Here is an 18063-nt window from a genome sequence, read left to right on the forward strand (position 1 = left end):
CGAGCGAACCGGTCCGCTGACTGGTCAGCCACCCCGGCCCGAGCTCCCCCGCCCGTTCCAGGAGCCGCCCCCGCAGCTCCGACTTGACCGCCGCGCTCGCCCGGTGCGCGGCGAGCTCGGTCAGCCAGGAGACCAGCCCCCGCCCCGCCGCGACCACGGCGAGCAGCACCAGCGGTGTGCCCAGGTCGCCCACGGAGCGCCCGTCCTGGAAGGCGCCCACCACGATCTCGGCGATGAGCATCGCCTGCCCGACGACCAGGCCCGCCCCGGCCACGCCCAGGCCCACCACCGCAACGAGGAAGAAGCGAGTGGCGCGGGCGTACCGGAGCAGGCGCGGGTCGATCGGTTTCACGTGAAACACACCCTCCAACAGGATTGGTGAACGGCCTCAGTACGCGGCCTCAGTGAACGGCCTCAGTGCGCGGCGTCAGCGATGTGCTGCGTACCGATCCGCTTGCGGAACACCCAGTACGTCCACGACTGGTAGAGCAGCACGACCGGCGTCGCGACGCCCGCGCACCACGTCATGATCTTCAGCGTGTACGGACTGGACGAGGCGTTGGTGACCGTGAGGCTCCACTCCTCGTTCAGCGACGAGGGCATGACGTTCGGGAAGAGCGTCAGGAAGAGCATCGTGACGGCCGCGGCGATCGTGATCCCGGACAGCGCGAACGACCACCCCTCACGCCCGATCTTGATGGCCGCGATGGCGCCCACCAGGGCGACCACCGCCACGATCATCGCGACCAGGCTCTTGCCGTCGCCCTTGCCGGCCTGGGTCCAGATCATGAACCCGAGCGCCAGCACGGCAGTGACCAGACCGAGGCCCAGCGCCATCTTCCGCGCCCGCACCCGGATGTCGCCCACCGTCTTGAGCGAGGCGAACACCGCCCCGTGGAAGGTGAACAGCGTCAGGGTGACGAGGCCGCCGAGGATCGCGTACGGGTTGAGCAGGTCCCAGAAGTTGCCCACGTACTCCTTGTGGGCGTCGATCTTCACGCCCCGCACGATGTTGCCGAACGCGACGCCCCACAGCACCGCGGGGATCAGCGACGTCCAGAAGATCGCGTGTTCCCAGTTGGTCTGCCAGCGCTCCTCGGGCCGCTTGGCGCGGTACTCGAAGGCGACACCACGCACGATCAGGCAGATCAGGATGATCAACAGCGGCAGATAGAAGCCGGAGAAGAGCGTGGCGTACCAGTCGGGGAAGGCGGCGAAGGTCGCGCCGCCCGCGGTGAGCAGCCACACCTCGTTGCCGTCCCAGACGGGCCCGATGGTGTTGATGAGGACCCGCTTCTCGACCCGGTCACGGGCGAGCAGCTTGGTCAGAATGCCGATCCCGAAGTCGAAGCCCTCCAGGAAGAAGTAGCCGATCCACAGGACGGCGATCAGTACGAACCAGACGTCGTGAAGTTCCATGTCCTCGTCGCTCCTTCCTTCAGTAAGAGAAGGCCATGGGCCGGTCGGAATCGGAGTCGGAGTCCGAGTCGGAGCCCTTGCCCGAGCCGGGGCCGCCGATCTTGGTGGGCGGGTTGAGGTCCGCCTCCGTCAGCTCGGGCGGGCCCTTCCTGACGTACTTGAGCAGCAGCTTCACCTCGATCACGGCGAGGATCGCGTAGATCAGCGTGAACCCGATCAGCGAGGTGAGCACCTCACCCTGCGAGACCCCGGGCGAGACCGCGTCCCGGGTGCGCAGGACTCCGTAGACCACCCAGGGCTGCCGCCCCGTCTCGGTGAAGATCCAGCCCCAGGCGGTGCCGATGAGGGGGAAGATCAGCGTCCACTGCGAGAGCTTCCACCACCAGTTGCCGATCTTCGGCGCGAGCTCCCTGTTCTTGGTGAGCATCAGCTTGGGGATGTCGTCCGCCCCGGTGCGGTGCTCGGGCGCGAGCCAGAACTTCTTCCGCGTCAGCCACAGGCCCGCGGTGCACAGCGCCATCGAGACGCCGCCGAAGCCGATCATCCAGCGGTAGGACCAGTAGGCGGTGGGGATGTTGGGCCGGTAGTCGCCGGGCCCGTACTTCTCCTGTGCCTGCTTGTTGAGGTCGTTGATGCCGGGGATCTCGGCGTTGAAGTTGTTCTTGGCGAGGAAGGACAGGACGCCGGGCACCTCTATGGCGACGTCGTTGTGGCCCTTGGCCACGTCGCCGTACGCGAAGAGCGAGAACGGCGCCGGCTTCTCGGTCTCCCACAGCGCCTCGGCGGCCGACATCTTCATCGGCTGCTGCTCGTACATGACCTTGCCGAGGGTGTCGGCGCTGACGACGGTGAGCAGGGTGCCGACGAAGGCGGTGACCAGGCCGAGCCGCATCGACATCCGCATGGTGCGGATGTGCTGCTTCTTGCGCAGGTGGAAGATGGCGATGCCGGTCATGAAGGCGCCGCCGACCAGGATGGCCGCCGAGATGACGTGGAAGAAGTTGACGAGCGTCGTCTCCTGGAAGAGCACCTTCGCGAAGTCCGTGAGCTCCGCGCGCTTGCTGCCGTCCCGCTCCACGATCTTGTAGCCGACCGGGTGCTGCATGAAGGCGTTGGCGGCGATGATGAAGTACGCCGACAGCACGGTGCCGATGGAGACGATCCAGATCGTCGCGCAGTGCAGCTTCTTCGGCAGCTTGTCCCAGCCGAAGATCCACAGGCCGATGAAGGTCGACTCGAAGAAGAAGGCGATCAGCGCCTCGAAGGCGAGCGGCGCCCCGAAGACATCACCGACGAACCGCGAGTAGTCGGACCAGTTCATGCCGAACTGGAACTCCTGCACGATGCCGGTGACGACACCCATGGCGATATTGATCAGGAACAGCTTTCCCCAGAACTTGGTCGCTCTGAGGTAGTGCTCCTTGCCGGTCCGCACCCACGCCGTCTCGAGGATCGCCGTGAGGGCGGCGAGCGAGATCGTCAGGGGAACGAACAGGAAGTGGTAGACGGTCGTGATGCCGAACTGCCATCGCGCCAGTGTTTCGGGCGCCAGAGCCAGGTCCACTGCGTCTTCTCCTTACTCGCCGTGGTCATAGCGGCAGTTTGCCCCTTTTATCCGACTGATCTCCGGAGGAAACGGGACACGCTTGTGAACGCGTTCACATTCACAAGCATTATGTCGTACTGACTGTCGGCTCCCGAGCGGGGGGTCCCCCTTACCGACGGAAACGGGCCACGCCTGTCGACGAGGGCACGAAAAGGCCCCCGGAGCTCACCCCGGGGGCCTTCCCAAGAACTTCAACATATTGTTGAATCCGCGCCATGCAGATACGGATCTCCTGGCCCGCGGGCCATCTCACCGCGACCCTCGCCGAGACCCCGACCAGCCAGGCACTCGGCAAGGTCCTGCCGCTCTCCGCCAGCGCGAACACCTGGGGCGAAGAGGTCTACTTCGACACGGGCGTGAGCGTCCCGCGCGAACCCGACGCCCAGCAGGTCGTCGAGCCCGGCACGGTCGCCTTCTGGACCGACGGCGACGCCCTCGCGCTCCCCTACGGCCCCACGCCGATCTCGCGGGGCGACGAGTGCCGCCTCGCGAGCCCGTGCAACCTCCTGGGCCGCATCGACGGCGACCCCGGAGCGCTGGCCTCCGTGCGCCCCGGCGACCCCGTACGCGTCGAACTCGTCCAGGACTAGGGCACACCCGCAGGGCCGGGGCGCACCCGACGAGGACGGCCTACAGCTCCTTGCGGAAGGCCTCCGCCGCCTGCAGGAAGATGTCGTTGGCCTCGGTCTCGCCGATCGTGGCCCGCATCCCCTCACCCGCGAAGGGCCGCACGACCACGCCGGCCTTCTCGCACGCCGCCGCGAAGTCGGCCGTACGGTCCCCGAGCCGCAGCCACACGAAGTTCGCCTGCGTCTCGGGCACCGTCCAGCCCTGCCCGCGCAGCGCCTCGACCACCCGCGTGCGCTCGCCGACCAGCGAACCGACCCGGCCCATCAGCTCGTCCTCGGCGCGCAGCGACGCCACCGCCGCGTCCTGCGCGAGCTGGCTCACCCCGAAGGGCACCGCCGTCTTGCGCAGCGCGGCGGCCACCGGCTCGTGGGCGACCGCGAAGCCGACGCGCAGCCCCGCCAGGCCGTACGCCTTGGAGAACGTACGCAGGACACAGACGTTCGGACGGTCGCGGTAGATCTCGATGCCGTCCGGCACCTCGGGGTCACGGATGAACTCGCGGTACGCCTCGTCCAGGACGACCAGGACGTCGCTCGGCACCCGGTCCAGGAACCGCTCCAGCTCGGCCTTGCGGACCACCGTGCCCGTGGGGTTGTTGGGGTTGCAGACGAAGATGAGCCGGGTGCGGTCGGTGATGGCGGCGGCCATCGCGTCGAGGTCGTGCACCTCACCGTCCGTGAGCGGCACCCGCACCGACGTGGCGCCGCTGACCTGCGTGATGATCGGGTACGCCTCGAAGGAACGCCACGCGTAGATCACCTCGTCGCCCGGCCCCGAGGTGGCCTGCAGCAGCTGCTGGGCGACACCGACGGAACCGGTGCCGGTGGCGATGTGCGAGGCGGGCACCCCGAAGCGGTCGGCCAGCTCGCTCATCAGGGCGGTGCAGGCCATGTCGGGGTAGCGGTTGAAGGACCCGGCGGCGGCGAGCGCGCTCTCCATGACGCCGGGGAGCGGCGGATAGGGGTTCTCGTTGGAGGACAGCTTGTAGGCCGCCGGACCGTCCGCCGCCGCGGGCTTGCCCGGCTTGTAGGTGGGGATCCCCGCCAGCTCGGCGCGCAGCCTCGGGTTCATCTCGCTCACCGCAGTCCTCCTCGTGGCCAGTCACACTCTTGTCAGTCACACCAGTTCGAATACTGCTTACCTTATGAGGATTCGGCGCCGCTGCGAATGGGCTGCCGACATCGGCGTACGAACTTCCGGCTCCGCACCCCCGAAGGCGCGCAGAGAGGGGGGAGCGCCCCGTGCTCCCCCATGCGCCGGTGGCTCGCTCCGTGGCGCGCATCCCTCGTGAAGGTGAGTTGAGACCTCTTCGAGACCTGGCACCTTTGGCAGGCCCGCGCTCGACGATCAGGGGCAGCTATCCCTTGAACCGTTCAACTCCCTTGCATTCCAAGGCGATTGCCCCTCTTCCGCCATGCAGAAACGTGCCTGTCAACGAGTGAATATGCGCCCCTGCTACCCACCCTCATGAGCCCTACTATCGGCTCGCCATGACAGCAGCAGGGAAGCACCAGGTGAGCCGAGCGGAGACCGCACGCCGGGGCAACCGGCAGAGTCGAGCGGGCATCAGAGACGTCGCCGCCGCCGCCGGTGTCTCCATCACGACTGTCTCCGACGCCCTCAACGGCAAGGGTCGGCTGCCCGACGCCACCCGACGCCACGTCCGCGAGGTCGCAGAGCGGCTGGGCTATCGCCCGTCCGCCGCGGCCCGCACCCTCCGTACCGGCAAGTCCGGCCTCATCGGCCTGACCGTGACGACGTACGGGGATGAACCTTTCACCTTCACCGAGTTCGCCTATTTCGCCGAGATGGCCAGAGCCGCCACCTCGGCCGCCCTCGCCCGGGGCTATGCCCTGGTCATCCTGCCCGCCACCTCCCGACGCAGCCCCGTCGACGTGTGGTCCAACGTCGCACTCGACGGCACCGTGGTCGTCGATCCCTCGGACCACGACCCCGTGGTCAGCGAGCTGGTCCGACAGGGCCTGCCGGTGGTCTCCGACGGCCGCCCGGCAGGCTCCCTGCCGGTCACCGCCTGGGTCGACAACGACCACGAGGCCGCTGTCCTGGAGATCCTCGACCACCTGGCCGCCGCCGGCGCCCGCCGGATCGGCCTGCTCACCGGCACCACCACGGACACGTACACCCACCTGTCCACGACGGCCTATCTGCGCTGGTGCGAACGCGTCGGGCAGGACCCGGTCTACGAGTCCTATCCCGCGCACGACCCGTGCGCGGGCGCCGTCGCCGCCGACCGCCTGCTCGCCAGACCCGACCGCCCCGACGCCGTCTACGGCCTCTTCGACCCCAACGGCACCGACCTGCTCGCCGCCGCCCGGCGGTACGGCCTGCGCGTCCCCGACGACCTGCTGCTGGTCTGCTGCAGCGAGTCGACGGTGTACGCCACCACGGAACCGCCCATCACCACGCTCTCCCTCAAACCGCGGCGGATCGGCACAGCCGTCGTCCAGCTCCTCATCGACGCCATCGAGGGCCTCGATTCCGGGCGTCCCGTCGAGCAGGTGATACCGACCGAACTGATCGTGCGCACCTCGTCCGAGCGACGCCCGCCGCGCACGACGGTCAGCCCGCCCCGCTCGCCCGGCTCCGGCTGATCGCTCCCGTCCACGCTCCCGGCCCGGGCAGAGGTCGGCATACTCCCCGCCACCAGCGGGGAAACCTCTGCCCAATTCGGGAGAAAAGCGCGGTGAACCGGGGTCCGGCACCGATTCACCACCCCTGGTGCACCACACAGCGGGAGCCGCATTCCTATGATGGGCGGACGACACCGTGGGCCGCTGCGACCAAGCAGTCCGATCTCGGTGCAGATGCGGCGCAATGGTGGTGGAGGGGTCGATGACTCAGGGGGCCGGTCAGGGACCCGATGTGCGGACGGCGACGCTTCGCGACTTTCGCGTACCCGCGTACATCCATGAGACGACCGGTCCCGCCCCGGTGAGCCCCGGAGCTCCGGGCGAGGCGCCGGACGAGGGGTACACCCCCACCCAGCGCGATCTGCCGGTCATCAACCGCGGAGACACCGTCCAGGTGCAGATCATGCCGGAGCCCCCGCAGCCGCGGGCGAGCGAGGAGCACGGCCCCCTGTTCGTCGTCGGGGACGTGCACGGCTATCTGGACGAGCTCGTCGCGGCCCTCCAGGAGCAGGGCCTCGTCGACGCCGAGGACAACTGGTCCGCGGGGAACGCGCGCCTGTGGTTCCTCGGTGACTTCACCGACCGCGGGCCCGACGGCATCGGCGTCATCGACCTCGTGATGCGGCTGTCCGCGGAGGCCGCCGCCGCCGGCGGCTACTGCAAGGCCCTGATGGGAAACCACGAGCTGCTCCTGCTCGGCGCCAAGCGCTTCGGGGACACTCCGGTGAACTCCGGCGCGGGCACCGCCACCTTCCAGGCCGCCTGGCTCCTGAACGGCGGGCAGAAGACCGACATGGAGCGCCTGGAGGACCACCACCTGCAGTGGATGGCCCGCCTGGACGCGATGGAGGAGGCCGACGGCCACCTGCTCGTGCACTCCGACACGACCGCCTATCTGGATTACGGTGACTCGATCGAGGCGGTGAACGACACCATCCGCGAGACACTTACGCGCAACGACGCCGACGAATGCTGGGACCTCTTCCGCAAGTTCACCAAGCGCTTCGCGTTCCGCGACGAGTCCGGCCCCTCGGCCGTGCGCGAGCTTCTCGACATGTACGGCGGCACACGCATCGTCCATGGTCACAGCCCTATCCCGTACCTCCTGGGTGACGTCGGCTCCGAGGACGAGTCGGACGGCGGCGGCCCGGTCATCGAGGGCCCGCACGTCTACGCCGACGGCCTGGCCATCGCCATGGACGGCGGAGTGACCATGGCCGGAAAGCTACTGGTCCGCCAACTCCCCCTGGGTATCTGAGCGTTCTCTGGGCAGGCGCCCCTCTACACGATCACGCTGGCCAGGGGGGCAATTTCCGGAAACCCCCTGTCACCGCGTGCCGTCACGGCTCTACCATCGGCTTATCCGTAGCAGGCTCCCCTCCGTTTCTGCCCAACGGCTCGTAGCCATGCGAGCCTCAGCCCTACGGAGCATCGGGGGATGCACATGAACAGCGCTCCACACCTGCTCAATGAGGACCGCGCCGAGTACGAGCGGATCCTCGATGAGGCGCTGCGCACCGCACCGGACCGTCCCGAACTCGCCGCAGTGGGCCAGCGGCTCAACACCGAACAACTGCGCACCATGGCCCTGAACGCGACAGCACTGATCACGGCCGCGGCCGCGGCCGAGTACGCGCACTACGTGAAGGTTCGCGAGGAGTTGCGCGAACCTCGACCGAGGTCCACTTCGATCCGCGAAGGGAGCGGACAGAGCGCCGCGGAGTCGGGTTCCGGCGGCGTCAGCCTCGCCACCACGATGGGCGAGGTGGCGGAACCGGCGGCAGCGGGAGCCGGGGCGATCGCGATCGTCGCGGTCCTGGCGCCCGTCCTCGCGGGGACGGCCGCCGCGATCTTCCTGCTCGTCGGCTACATCCTGAAGATGCTCACCCCCGAGCCCGCCTTCGCGGACACCCTGCTCACCGCGGGATGGCTGTTCGGCGCGCTCACCGCGGGGGGCATCCTGGTCGCAGCGGCCGGTCTGCTCCTGACCGCCCTGCGCAACGGCTCCACCTCGCTCCAGGCAGGCCTGCACGGCGAGCTGCACGAGGAGGTGTCCCGCGCCAGGGAAGACTGGGGCCGGGCGCTCCTCGAGCGGGGCGTCGTGCCGTTCCTCCGGGAGGCCCTGACGGAACCGGGCGGTGCTCCCGCCCGCACGCCGTCGGTGCACCAGAGTGGTGCGGGGGCAAGCGGCCGCATGCCCCAACTCGGCTATCACAGGCCGGGGTTCAGCAGCCCGGACGGCGGCCAGACGGGGCCGCGGCCGAGCTACTCGAGCCCCGACTTCTCCAGCCCCGACTTCGGCGGGCCCGACCAGAAGCCGGAGTAGCGGCCCCGGCCGCACGCACCGCAACGCTTCGGGGCTGTGACACCGCTTCGTGGCCCCGCCACCCATCAGGGGCGGGACCACGGAGCACCAGTCACGGTGTCTCAGTCGGCGATCGGCAGATAGACCCGGTTGCCCGCGGCTGCGAACTCCTTGGACTTCTGCTCCATCCCGGCCTCGATGTCCTCGGACCCGAGGTCACCGCCGTGCTGACGCCGGATGTCCTGCGAGATCTTCATCGAGCAGAACTTCGGCCCGCACATCGAGCAGAAGTGTGCCGTCTTCGCGGGCTCGGCCGGCAGGGTCTCGTCGTGGAACTCCCGTGCCGTGACCGGGTCGAGGGCCAGATTGAACTGGTCCTCCCAGCGGAACTCGAAGCGTGCGTCCGAGAGCGCGTCGTCCCAGTCCTGGGCGCCCGGGTGCCCCTTGGCGAGGTCCGCCGCGTGCGCCGCGATCTTGTACGTGATGACACCTGTCTTCACGTCGTCGCGGTTGGGCAGGCCCAGGTGCTCCTTGGGCGTGACGTAGCAGAGCATGGCCGTGCCCCACCAGCCGATCATCGCGGCGCCGATGCCGGAGGTGATGTGGTCGTAGGCGGGCGCGATGTCCGTGGTGAGCGGGCCGAGCGTGTAGAACGGCGCCTCCTCGCAGATCTCCTGCTGGAGGTCGATGTTCTCCTTGATCTTGTGCATCGGGACGTGACCGGGGCCCTCGATCATCGTCTGTACGTTGTGACGCTTGGCGATCGTGTTGAGTTCCCCGAGCGTCCGCAACTCGGCGAACTGCGCCTCGTCGTTGGCGTCGGCGATCGATCCGGGCCGCAGGCCGTCGCCGAGCGAGTACGTCACGTCGTACGCCGCGAGGATCTCGCAGAGCTCCTCGAAGTGCTCGTAGAGGAAGCTCTCCTTGTGGTGCGCGAGACACCAGGCAGCCATGATCGAACCGCCGCGCGAGACGATGCCGGTCTTGCGGCGCGCGGTGAGCGGGACGTACGGGAGACGCACGCCCGCGTGGACCGTCATGTAGTCCACGCCCTGCTCGGCCTGCTCGATGACCGTGTCCTTGTAGATCTCCCAGGTCAACTCCTCGGCCTTGCCGTCCACCTTCTCCAGGGCCTGGTAGAGGGGGACGGTGCCGATCGGCACGGGGGAGTTGCGCAGGACCCACTCGCGGGTGGTGTGGATGTTGCGGCCCGTGGAGAGGTCCATGACCGTGTCGGCGCCCCACTGGGTCGCCCAGGTCATCTTGTCCACCTCCTCCTCGATGGACGAGGTGACGGCGGAGTTGCCGATGTTGGCGTTCACCTTCACCAGGAACTTCTTGCCGATGATCATCGGCTCGATCTCCGGGTGGTTCACGTTGGCGGGAATGACCGCGCGGCCCGCGGCGACCTCTTCCCGCACGATCTCGGGGTCCATGCCCTCGCGGATCCCGATGAACTCCATCTCGGGCGTGATCTCGCCGCGCCTGGCGTACGCGAGCTGCGTCACCGCCTGACCGTCGCGGCCGCGCCGCGGCTGACGGGGGCGGCCGGGGAAGACCGCGTCGAGGTTCTTGAGCCCGCCGCGGGGCGAGGTGTGCTTGATGCCGTCGTCCTCGGGACGCGGCGGTCGGCCGACATACTCCTCGGTGTCGCCGCGGGCGATGATCCAGTTCTCCCGCAGCGGCGCCAGACCGCGGCGGACGTCGGTCTCGGCCGACGGGTCGGTGTACGGGCCCGAAGTGTCGTACAGCGTGACGGCCTTGCCATTGGTGAGGTGCACCTGGCGGACCGGCACACGCAGGTCGGGGCGCGAACCCTCGACATACGCCTTGTGCCAGCCGATGGACTTTCCGGCCTCGTCGCTCTGGTTCTGCGTCGAGGCAGGCGTGCGTGCGTCCGATGTGGTCATGAGACCTACTCCCTACGCCGGCATTACCCGGTAACAGGTTCGGCGGTCGACGCAGCGGCTTCCGTACGATTCGTGCACATCTCGTGCCGATTCGTACGAAGGTCAGCGCCCTCTCAGCCCGGTGCTCCGAGCTCCCGCGATTGCAAAGGTGGCTCCACGCTAGCGTCATGTCGGGCGCGCTGAACAGAGGGCCCCTGCCGTTCTTGCGATGATCGGGCAGTGACCACCACAGAGCCGCCGCCCCCGCCGCCCCCGCAGCCGCCTGCCTCCGCGACGCCTCCGGAGGGCCATGGACACGGCCACGGACATGGGCATTCCCACAGCCACGGACCGGCCGCACCGGTCTCGAAGCACCTGCGCAAGGTCATCGCCGCGGTACTGATTCCCTTCGCCGCCGCGGTCGTCGTGGGCCTGCTGGTGCTGTGGCCGGGTGGCACGCCGAGCCACGAACGCACCGGCGTCGGATTCGACCGGCAGACGCAGTCGGCGAAGGTCACGAAGGTGCAGGAGCTGCCCTGCAAGGACCTCAGCCCCTCGCAGACCCCGCCGAACGGTGACACCTCCACGGCCGAGGGCCAGTCCGCGCAGTCCACGGCCACGGGCGTCTGCAAGAAGGCCACGGTCGAGGTGTCCAGCGGCGACGACAAGGGCCGCACCTTCACGGAGATCATCCAGCCGGACTCTCCGCGCCAACTGAAGCAGGGCCAGCAGGTGGTGGTCGCCTACGAGCCCAAGGCCCCCGAAGGCCTGCAGTACTCGGTCACCGATGTGAACCGCAAGTTCCCGATGGCGCTGCTCGCCGGGATCTTCGCGCTCGCCGTCGTGGTCGTGGGCCGACTGCGCGGCGTGATGGCCCTGGTCGCACTCGCCATCAGCTTCATGGTGCTCACGTTCTTCATCCTCCCGGCGATCCTCCAGGGGTCGAATCCCCTGGTCGTGGCGGTGATCGGGGCGAGCGCCATCATGCTGATCGCGCTCTATCTCTGCCACGGCCTCACTGCCCGGACATCGGTCGCGGTACTCGGCACGCTCATCTCCCTGCTGCTGATCGGCCTGCTCGGCTCGCTCTTCATCGGCTGGGCCGCGCTGACCGGCAACACGGACGACAACACCGGTCTCATTCATGGCCTGTACCCGTCCATCGACATGAGCGGCCTGCTCCTCGCGGGCGTCATCATCGGCTCGCTCGGCGTCCTCGACGACGTGACGGTCACCCAGACCTCCGCCGTCTGGGAACTCCATCAGGCCAATCCGACGATGGGCTGGCGCGGCCTGTACCGCGCGGGCATCCGCATCGGCCGCGACCACATCGCCTCGGTCGTCAACACCCTCGTCCTCGCCTACGCGGGCGCCGCCCTGCCCCTGCTGCTGCTCTTCTCCATCGCCCAGTCCAGCGTGGGCACGGTGGCCAACAGTGAGTTGGTCGCCGAGGAGATCGTCCGCACCCTGATCGGCTCGATCGGCCTGGTCGCCTCCGTGCCGGTGACGACCGCGCTGGCCGCCCTGGTCGTCTCGGCGGACCGCACCACCGGCCCCGACGCCGTCCGGGCGCCCCGTGGCGGGAAGGGCCGTCGCCGCAAGCGCTAGCTCCGGCGGCGACTCAAGCGCAACCTCGCGAAATGCACCAAAATGCCATCAGCTCCCGCCCGTTGACGCCATCGGTTCACCCCGCGTTCTGCTCCTCCCCGAGGATTCGGTCGAGCGCCTCGTCGAGATGGGTGTCGAAGTCGGCGAGCGCCCGCTCCTGCCCCAGCGGCACCAACTTGTCCGTACGGTCGAGGAAGGCGAGCAGCGGAGGGATGCCCACCCTGAACCGTGCCTGATCGGCGCCGACCTGAAGCCTGATCAGGGCCTCGTCGAGCATCGCGGAGTCGGTGGGTTCGACGCGCACATCCCCGTCCCCACACGGCCTGCCCACCCCGTCGACCAGCAGCTCCCGGCCGAAGGTCCAGGTCACCGGGGCGTCCCCCGGCAGATGGAACGTCAGCCGCACGGCATAGGGGTCCGCGAGCTCGTAGCGCAGCTCCACCGGGATGCGAAACGACAGCTCCTCGGAAACGAGGAAGCTCATCATGACCTCTGCCTGCACCGTCTCGCCCATCGCGCCCTACCCCGTCACTTGGCCCTCAAGTGGCCAGGAACCAGCTCCCTGACACACCTGGCATCTTGCTTAACGTGAGCACCAGATCACAAGGAGTGAGTTTTCAGATGCTGATAGAGAAGGCGAGTGTCCTTAGTAGCTTTCCGATCTCCCGCTGCAACTTCTCGGCTGCGGGCAGCAGTCGATCGGCTTGTGAGGAGGGGACGGAAATGGCCATGGTCGCCGCGGTGTCCCCGGCCGTGATCGGAACAGCCGCGCAGAGCGTCCCGAGTGCGTACTCCTGACGCTCCACGACGGGCCGCATGCGCTCCATCGCGTCGAGCCGCCGGATGAGCGTGCGGTCGTCCCGGACCGAGTAGCGCGTGATCGACTGCACCGGATACCGGTCGAGGTGGTCCTGTCGTGCCTTGTCGTCGAGCTGGCCCAGCAGGCACTGGCCGATCGCGTGGGCATGGCCCGTCTCCCGGAAGTCCGCCCACTCCTCGACGGCGGGGTTGCCCGGGGTATCCGCGACGGCCATGATTTCGATCTCCCCCTCGCGGTAGACGGCGAAGTACACGGGGACGCCGATGGTGTCGCGCCAGTGCGCCAGGGTCTCGTCGATCCTCGCGCGTCGATTCTGCTGTGCTCCGCTGCTGCTGAGCCGCTCGGCTGCCTCGCCGAGCACGAACACGCCCTTGTCCCGGCGCAGATAGCCCTCGTGGGTCAGGGTGCGGAGCAGGTGGTACGCGGTGGGGAGCGCGATGCCCGCTTCCCGAGCCAACTGCTTTGCGGGCGCCCCGTTCTGGTGCGACGCGGCGGCTTCCAGCAGGCGCATCGCCCGCTGCACGGAGCCGATGAGGGTCGGCCCGCCGGTGGGGTCCGTGCCGGTGGCGGTGGGGTCCGTACCGGCGCCGGTGGCAGGTTCCGTGCCGGTGGTGGTGGCGGGGTCCGTGTCCGCCGGTGCAGTGGTGGCGTCGACCGGCGAGCTGGTGGTGTCGACCGATGAGGTGCTGGTGTCGACCGCGGCCAAGGTTCACTCCCGAAGCGCGTGGAGGGCCCGCCCGTGCCCGGGTAGCGAGGAAAGAGCGGTACGCGTACGCCCTACGTGGGGATCTACCCCCACGTCGGATTCCGGACTCTAATCCTCAGCCACCGTCCTACGGCGCCTGACCGGGAAACTTCCCCCGCCCGAGGGAACCCTCTCGCAGAATCACCAGTCGGTGCGCGACGAGGACGAGCCGGATATGAACTTCCGTACGACATAGATGAGTCCGCCGACCAGGGCTACGAATAGCAGCGCCTTGAAGAGCAGGCCGACCACGAATCCGACCACGGTCGCTATCAGGCTGCCGAACACGACGAGTGCGACGACCGGAACGGCCACCCACTTCACCCACCACGGCATTCCCGTAAAGATCTCCTTGGCTGCCATCGTCCTTACCTCTCTCCGCTCTGTTTCCTGAATCTCCGCAGGTTCCTGGCTTCTTGCATTCGATGCTAAGGCGCCGAAGGGCTCCGCGGGGACCTCGGAGCCCTTGTCCTCCCCTGATCCGACCCCTAGGGAACCCCGAGGTCGCAGCCCTGAAGAGGTCAGCCTCCGGAGGGAGATCAGCACTGCCGAGGAGGAGGCCGGGGCCGCCGAGGAGGAGCTCAGGGCCGCCGGGAAGGAGCTCAGGACTCCGGGGGAGAGAACACGACGAGCACCCGCAAGTCCTCGCTGATGTGATGGAACTTGTGGGCGACACCGGCCGGCACGTAGACGACGCTGCCCCGCGCGACCTGTGTCGTCTCCATGCCGACGGTGATCGCCGCGCGGCCGCTGACGACCATGTACACCTCGTCCTGCCCGTGCGGCTGCTGCGGGTCGGTGTCCCCGGCATTGAGCGCGTACAGCCCGACCGACATGTTCCTCTCGCGCAGGAACTGCAGATACGCGCCGTCGTTCGCGGCGCGCTCCGCCTCCAGCTCGTCCAGTCGGAAAGCCTTCATCGCCGTCGTACACCCCTCGCTGATGACCGTGGTGCCACTGCGCGCCCTGCTGCTCGCGGGCCCACGTGAGCCGACTGTTCCCGACCCGTGTCTGCCACGATCAGACACATGAAGAATTTCGTAGTCAAGACGATCGCCAACGCCGCGGCCCTGGCCGTCGCCGTATGGCTGCTCGACAAGATCACCCTGACCGGCGACAGCACGGGCAAGAAGGTCGGCACGCTGATCATCGTCGCCCTGCTCTTCGGGCTGGTGAACTTCCTGGTCAAGCCCGTGGTGAAGGTCCTCACGTTCCCCCTGTTCATCCTGACCCTCGGCCTGATCACCCTTGTGGTCAACGCGCTGATGCTGCTGCTGACCTCGTGGCTGGCCGACAAGTTCGACGTCAGTTTCCACGTCGAGGGGTTCTGGACCGCCGTGCTGGGTGGCCTGATCATTTCGATCGTGTCCTGGGCCATGAACGTCGTCCTGCCCGACGACAACGACTGACCGAGGGGTCCGGGGCGTACCCGAGAATGGTGCAGGCGGCGAGTGAAGGCCTGCTCGACGCTGTACGTGAAGCAGTGGAAAGGCGGGCGGCATGACGGAATCGGGACCGGCGGGACCCATAGGCTCGGCCCGGCGCGGTGGCCCGGAGGGGGCCCACGGCAACGGTGCGGGTGTCGGCGACGGCACGCGGGCGGTCCGGGCCGGACTGCCCGAGCCGGTGAAACACGAGCCGACGCTGCCCGGCCCCGTCTTCGCCGCCCACTTCCACCTGCCGGGCGACCCCACGGGCGGCTACGCCTACGGGCGCGACGAGAACCCCACCTGGACGCATCTGGAGCGCGCCATCGGCGACCTCGAGGCGCCGGACTCGGGTGGGGAGGTCGAGACCCTGGTCTTCGCCTCCGGCATGGCCGCGATCTCGGCGGTCCTGTTCTCGCAGCTGCGCGCCGGTGACGCGGTGGTCCTGCCGGACGACGGCTATCAGGTCCTTCCGCTGGTCCGCGAGCAGCTCACGGCGTACGGCATCGAGGTGCGCACCGCCCCTACCGGCGACGACGCCCAGCTCGACGTCCTGGACGGCGCCAAGCTGCTGTGGATCGAGACTCCGTCCAACCCCGGGCTCGACGTGTGCGACGTGCGACGGCTCGCCGACGCGGCACACGCGCGCGGCGTGCTGGTGGCGGTCGACAACACCCTGGCGACACCGCTCGGCCAGCGCCCTCTCGAACTCGGCGCGGACTTCGCGGTGGCCAGCGGCACCAAGATGCTCACCGGCCACGGAGACATCCTCCTGGGGTACGTCGCCTGCCGTGACGCGGAACTGACGGCGTCGGTGCGGCGCTGGCGCAAGATCGTCGGGGCGATCCCGGGGCCGATGGAGGCCTGGCTCGCGCACCGCTCGCTGGCCACGCTGCAGCTGCGTGCCGACCGGCAGAACGCGAATGCCCTGGTCCTCGCCGAGGCCCTGCGCGGCCGCACCGAGGTGACGGGACTGCGTTACCCCGGGCTGCCCGACGATCCCTCGCACAAGGTCGCCTCGCGGCAGATGCGCCGCTTCGGATGCGTGCTCTCGTTCACGCTGCCGACGCGCGCGCGTGCCGAGCGTTTCCTCGAAGCACTGCGTCTGGTCGACGACGCGACCAGCTTCGGCGGCGTGCGGTCGACGGCCGAGCGCCGCGGACGCTGGGGTGGCGACGCCGTTCCGGAGGGCTTCATCCGCTTCTCCGCGGGCGCCGAGGACCCCGACGACCTCGTGGCGGACGTGCTGCGTGCGCTGGACGAGGCGTCCGTTTCCGCCGACTGACCGGCCCAGGGCCGTCGCTCCGACGCCCCGGCTACGCACAACGAACGGTCCGAGCCTCCCCCCTCGTGGCTCGGACCGTTCCGGTTCTGCGCGCGAAGAACCGCGCGAACAAGGCTAGTTGACTCTGTGTCAGTGTCCAATCACAGTAGCGACAGAAAGCTATCGACATATTTATAGTTGGGCGCGCCCTGAGGACACGAAGGGGAGGCACGTCGCCATGGATCTGGCCCTGCTGCGCACCTTCGTGACGGTGCACCGGGCCGGCTCCTTCACGCGCGCGGCAGCTCTGCTGGGCCTGTCACAACCCGCCGTCACCTCCCAGATCCGCACGCTGGAGCGGCAGTTGGGCCGCCCCCTCTTCCTGCGTCAGGCCCGCGGGGTGACCCCCACGACCATCGGCGACGAGCTAGCGCACAAGGCCGCACCCCATCTGGACGCCCTGGTGGAGATCGCCGAGACCGGACTCGAAGAGGACTCGTCGGTGCGCACCCTCCACCTCGCGGGACCGCCGGAGTTCATCGCGGAGCGCGCACTGCCCGCACTGACCGCACTGACCGGCCAGGACGGCCACAGCCACGCCCTGCGCGCCTCGTTCGGCACCGCCGAGGAGACGCTGGAAGGCCTCGCCGCAGGCCACCACGACCTGGCGATCACCACGGCCAGGCCACGCGGCCCGCTGCTCACCGCGACACCGCTCTGCGACGAGGAGCACGTCCTGGTCGCGGGGGAGCGCTGGGCGGCCCGCGTCGAGGCCGCCAGGCTGCGTCACCGGGCAGCCCTGCCCTTCGAGAACCTGCCGGTGGTCGAGGTCCACGAATCGCTGCCGTTCGTCTCCCGCTACTGGGCCGCCGTCTTCGACGCCCGCCCCACGGCGTCGGGCGCCGTCATCGTGCCGGATCTGCGCGCCGTCCTCGCCTGTGCGACCGCGGGCGCCGGGCTCGCCGTCCTGCCCCGCTACCTGTGCGCCCCGGCCCTGGAGCGCGGCGACATCGTGGCTCTGCTCGATCCCCCGGTGCCCCCTCTGCGTACGTACTTCCTGGCAGTGCGCACCGGGACACTCGCCATGCCGCACATTGCGCGGGCGCACGAGTGGCTGCTGCGCGCTGCGGTCGACTGGGCTTGATGGGGGCCGCGACTGGTTCACGATGTTTCACGTGGAACAGTCCGGGCCACATTTCCCCCATGACCGTCCGACCCGTGGTCAAGCGCACCGCACGCGCCGTCCTGCTGGACGGAGACGACCTGATCCTGATCAAGCGCACCAAGCCGGGCGTGGATCCGTACTGGATCACTCCCGGAGGCGGCGTGGAGGCAGAGGACGACTCTGTCGTCGACGCGCTTCATCGTGAGGTCCACGAAGAACTCGGCGCCAAGATCACCGATGTCGTGCCCTGCTTCGTCGACACCGTCGAGCACATCGGCGAGGACGGCGGCGCGACGGGCGTGAAGGTGCAGCACTTCTTCGTCTGCCGCCTGGAGTCCATGGACACCGGCCTGCGACACGGCCCCGAGATCGAGGAGCCGTGCGGCGAGTACGAGATCGTGCACGTGCCCTTCACGAGGGTCGGCATCGCCTCGGTCCATCTCGTACCGCTGTCCCTGCGGCACTATCTGGACGGCAACATCGAAGGCGTGCGCGCGATGCACGCACCGGACCTGGGTTAGCGCCGCCGCCCCG

Annotated in this window: 17 protein-coding genes and 1 pseudogene; 9 read left to right on the forward strand and 9 right to left on the reverse strand. The window is 68.8% G+C overall.

From position 1 onward, the window contains the following. From AOK03_RS15045 to AOK03_RS15055, 3 genes and pseudogenes are all read right to left on the reverse strand, one after another. Positions 1-352: pseudogene (locus tag AOK03_RS15045) on the reverse strand (thiol reductant ABC exporter subunit CydD); the annotation flags it as partial. Positions 353-414: 62 nt separating this feature from the next. Continuing rightward, positions 415-1419, reverse strand: coding sequence for a cytochrome d ubiquinol oxidase subunit II (gene cydB, locus AOK03_RS15050; RefSeq protein WP_055565757.1), 1005 nt, complete (start codon positions 1417-1419; stop codon positions 415-417). Positions 1420-1438: 19 nt separating this feature from the next. Beyond that, complete coding sequence (locus AOK03_RS15055) at positions 1439-2983, reverse strand: cytochrome ubiquinol oxidase subunit I (protein ID WP_055565758.1); 1545 nt, start codon at positions 2981-2983, stop codon at positions 1439-1441. 257 nt (positions 2984-3240) lie between these two features. On the opposite strand from AOK03_RS15055, the gene AOK03_RS15060 reads away from it, so the two are divergent. Beyond that, a complete protein-coding gene (locus tag AOK03_RS15060) occupies positions 3241-3615 on the forward strand; it encodes a cyclophilin-like fold protein (RefSeq protein ID WP_055565759.1) in 375 nt (124 codons plus the stop codon). A gap of 40 nt (positions 3616-3655) precedes the next feature. Here AOK03_RS15060 and hisC read toward each other — a convergent pair whose 3' ends face one another. After that, positions 3656-4735 carry a histidinol-phosphate transaminase gene (gene hisC / locus AOK03_RS15065; RefSeq protein WP_055565760.1) on the reverse strand — a complete coding sequence of 360 codons (1080 nt, stop codon included), beginning with the start codon at positions 4733-4735 and terminating at the stop codon, positions 3656-3658. Between the two features lie 410 nt (positions 4736-5145). Between hisC and AOK03_RS15070 the strand changes: the two genes are divergently transcribed. From AOK03_RS15070 to AOK03_RS15080, 3 genes are all read left to right on the forward strand, one after another. Beyond that, the gene (locus AOK03_RS15070; RefSeq protein WP_055565761.1) at positions 5146-6267 is read left to right on the forward strand and encodes a LacI family DNA-binding transcriptional regulator; all 1122 of its coding nucleotides are present in this window, start codon (positions 5146-5148) and stop codon (positions 6265-6267) included. Between the two features lie 241 nt (positions 6268-6508). After that, complete coding sequence (locus AOK03_RS15075) at positions 6509-7564, forward strand: metallophosphoesterase (RefSeq protein ID WP_055565762.1); 1056 nt, start codon at positions 6509-6511, stop codon at positions 7562-7564. A gap of 180 nt (positions 7565-7744) precedes the next feature. Next, on the forward strand, positions 7745-8632 hold the full coding sequence (locus AOK03_RS15080; protein WP_055565763.1) for a hypothetical protein: 888 nt from the start codon (positions 7745-7747) through the stop codon (positions 8630-8632). A 101-nt stretch (positions 8633-8733) separates the two neighbouring features. Here the strand turns inward: AOK03_RS15080 and thiC are convergent, their stop codons facing one another. Next, on the reverse strand, positions 8734-10521 hold the full coding sequence (thiC, locus tag AOK03_RS15085; protein WP_055565764.1) for a phosphomethylpyrimidine synthase ThiC: 1788 nt from the start codon (positions 10519-10521) through the stop codon (positions 8734-8736). 219 nt (positions 10522-10740) lie between these two features. Between thiC and AOK03_RS15090 the strand changes: the two genes are divergently transcribed. After that, positions 10741-12108 (forward strand): YibE/F family protein, encoded by a 1368-nt coding sequence (locus AOK03_RS15090; RefSeq protein WP_055565765.1) that lies wholly within the window; start codon positions 10741-10743, stop codon positions 12106-12108. A 76-nt stretch (positions 12109-12184) separates the two neighbouring features. Here AOK03_RS15090 and AOK03_RS15095 read toward each other — a convergent pair whose 3' ends face one another. The 4 genes from AOK03_RS15095 to AOK03_RS15110 form a co-directional block, all read right to left on the reverse strand. Then, on the reverse strand, positions 12185-12622 hold the full coding sequence (locus tag AOK03_RS15095) for an SsgA family sporulation/cell division regulator (RefSeq protein ID WP_055565766.1): 438 nt from the start codon (positions 12620-12622) through the stop codon (positions 12185-12187). Between the two features lie 103 nt (positions 12623-12725). Beyond that, on the reverse strand, positions 12726-13439 hold the full coding sequence (locus AOK03_RS15100; RefSeq protein ID WP_208609541.1) for an IclR family transcriptional regulator: 714 nt from the start codon (positions 13437-13439) through the stop codon (positions 12726-12728). 375 nt (positions 13440-13814) lie between these two features. Then, on the reverse strand, positions 13815-14036 hold the full coding sequence (locus tag AOK03_RS15105; RefSeq protein ID WP_055565767.1) for a DUF5326 family protein: 222 nt from the start codon (positions 14034-14036) through the stop codon (positions 13815-13817). Positions 14037-14275: 239 nt separating this feature from the next. Further along, positions 14276-14593 (reverse strand): cupin domain-containing protein, encoded by a 318-nt coding sequence (locus AOK03_RS15110; RefSeq protein ID WP_055565768.1) that lies wholly within the window; start codon positions 14591-14593, stop codon positions 14276-14278. A gap of 108 nt (positions 14594-14701) precedes the next feature. Between AOK03_RS15110 and AOK03_RS15115 the strand changes: the two genes are divergently transcribed. The 4 genes from AOK03_RS15115 (at position 14702) to AOK03_RS15130 (ending at position 18050) form a co-directional block, all read left to right on the forward strand. Then, positions 14702-15082, forward strand: coding sequence for a phage holin family protein (locus AOK03_RS15115; protein ID WP_055565769.1), 381 nt, complete (start codon positions 14702-14704; stop codon positions 15080-15082). A 91-nt stretch (positions 15083-15173) separates the two neighbouring features. Further along, entirely contained in the window at positions 15174-16385 is a 1212-nt protein-coding gene (locus AOK03_RS15120) for a cystathionine gamma-lyase (RefSeq protein ID WP_055565770.1), read from the forward strand. A 217-nt stretch (positions 16386-16602) separates the two neighbouring features. Further along, positions 16603-17508, forward strand: a complete 906-nt coding sequence (locus tag AOK03_RS15125; RefSeq protein ID WP_055565771.1) for a LysR family transcriptional regulator — start codon at positions 16603-16605, stop codon at positions 17506-17508. Positions 17509-17567: 59 nt separating this feature from the next. Then, the gene (locus tag AOK03_RS15130) at positions 17568-18050 is read left to right on the forward strand and encodes an NUDIX domain-containing protein (RefSeq protein ID WP_055565772.1); all 483 of its coding nucleotides are present in this window, start codon (positions 17568-17570) and stop codon (positions 18048-18050) included. Positions 18051-18063: the final 13 nt, after the last annotated feature.

This window comes from Streptomyces atriruber (genome assembly GCF_001418325.1).
Lineage (GTDB): Bacteria > Actinomycetota > Actinomycetes > Streptomycetales > Streptomycetaceae > Streptomyces > Streptomyces atriruber.

What these genes read in the sequence shown, in the direction of transcription:
- AOK03_RS15075 (WP_055565762.1), top strand. Translation starts at nt 6,509, where the DNA reads ATGACTCAGGGGGCCGGTCAGGGACCCGATGTGCGGACGGCGACGCTT.
- AOK03_RS15105 (WP_055565767.1), bottom strand. Translation starts at nt 14,036, where the DNA reads ATGGCAGCCAAGGAGATCTTTACGGGAATGCCGTGGTGGGTGAAGTGG.
- AOK03_RS15080 (WP_055565763.1), top strand. Translation starts at nt 7,745, where the DNA reads ATGCACATGAACAGCGCTCCACACCTGCTCAATGAGGACCGCGCCGAG.
- AOK03_RS15070 (WP_055565761.1), top strand. Translation starts at nt 5,146, where the DNA reads ATGACAGCAGCAGGGAAGCACCAGGTGAGCCGAGCGGAGACCGCACGC.
- AOK03_RS15120 (WP_055565770.1), top strand. Translation starts at nt 15,174, where the DNA reads ATGACGGAATCGGGACCGGCGGGACCCATAGGCTCGGCCCGGCGCGGT.
- AOK03_RS15130 (WP_055565772.1), top strand. Translation starts at nt 17,568, where the DNA reads ATGACCGTCCGACCCGTGGTCAAGCGCACCGCACGCGCCGTCCTGCTG.
- AOK03_RS15095 (WP_055565766.1), bottom strand. Translation starts at nt 12,622, where the DNA reads ATGGGCGAGACGGTGCAGGCAGAGGTCATGATGAGCTTCCTCGTTTCC.
- AOK03_RS15100 (WP_208609541.1), bottom strand. Translation starts at nt 13,439, where the DNA reads ATGCGCCTGCTGGAAGCCGCCGCGTCGCACCAGAACGGGGCGCCCGCA.
- AOK03_RS15060 (WP_055565759.1), top strand. Translation starts at nt 3,241, where the DNA reads ATGCAGATACGGATCTCCTGGCCCGCGGGCCATCTCACCGCGACCCTC.
- cydB (WP_055565757.1), bottom strand. Translation starts at nt 1,419, where the DNA reads ATGGAACTTCACGACGTCTGGTTCGTACTGATCGCCGTCCTGTGGATC.
- thiC (WP_055565764.1), bottom strand. Translation starts at nt 10,521, where the DNA reads ATGACCACATCGGACGCACGCACGCCTGCCTCGACGCAGAACCAGAGC.
- AOK03_RS15125 (WP_055565771.1), top strand. Translation starts at nt 16,603, where the DNA reads ATGGATCTGGCCCTGCTGCGCACCTTCGTGACGGTGCACCGGGCCGGC.
- AOK03_RS15115 (WP_055565769.1), top strand. Translation starts at nt 14,702, where the DNA reads ATGAAGAATTTCGTAGTCAAGACGATCGCCAACGCCGCGGCCCTGGCC.
- AOK03_RS15110 (WP_055565768.1), bottom strand. Translation starts at nt 14,593, where the DNA reads ATGAAGGCTTTCCGACTGGACGAGCTGGAGGCGGAGCGCGCCGCGAAC.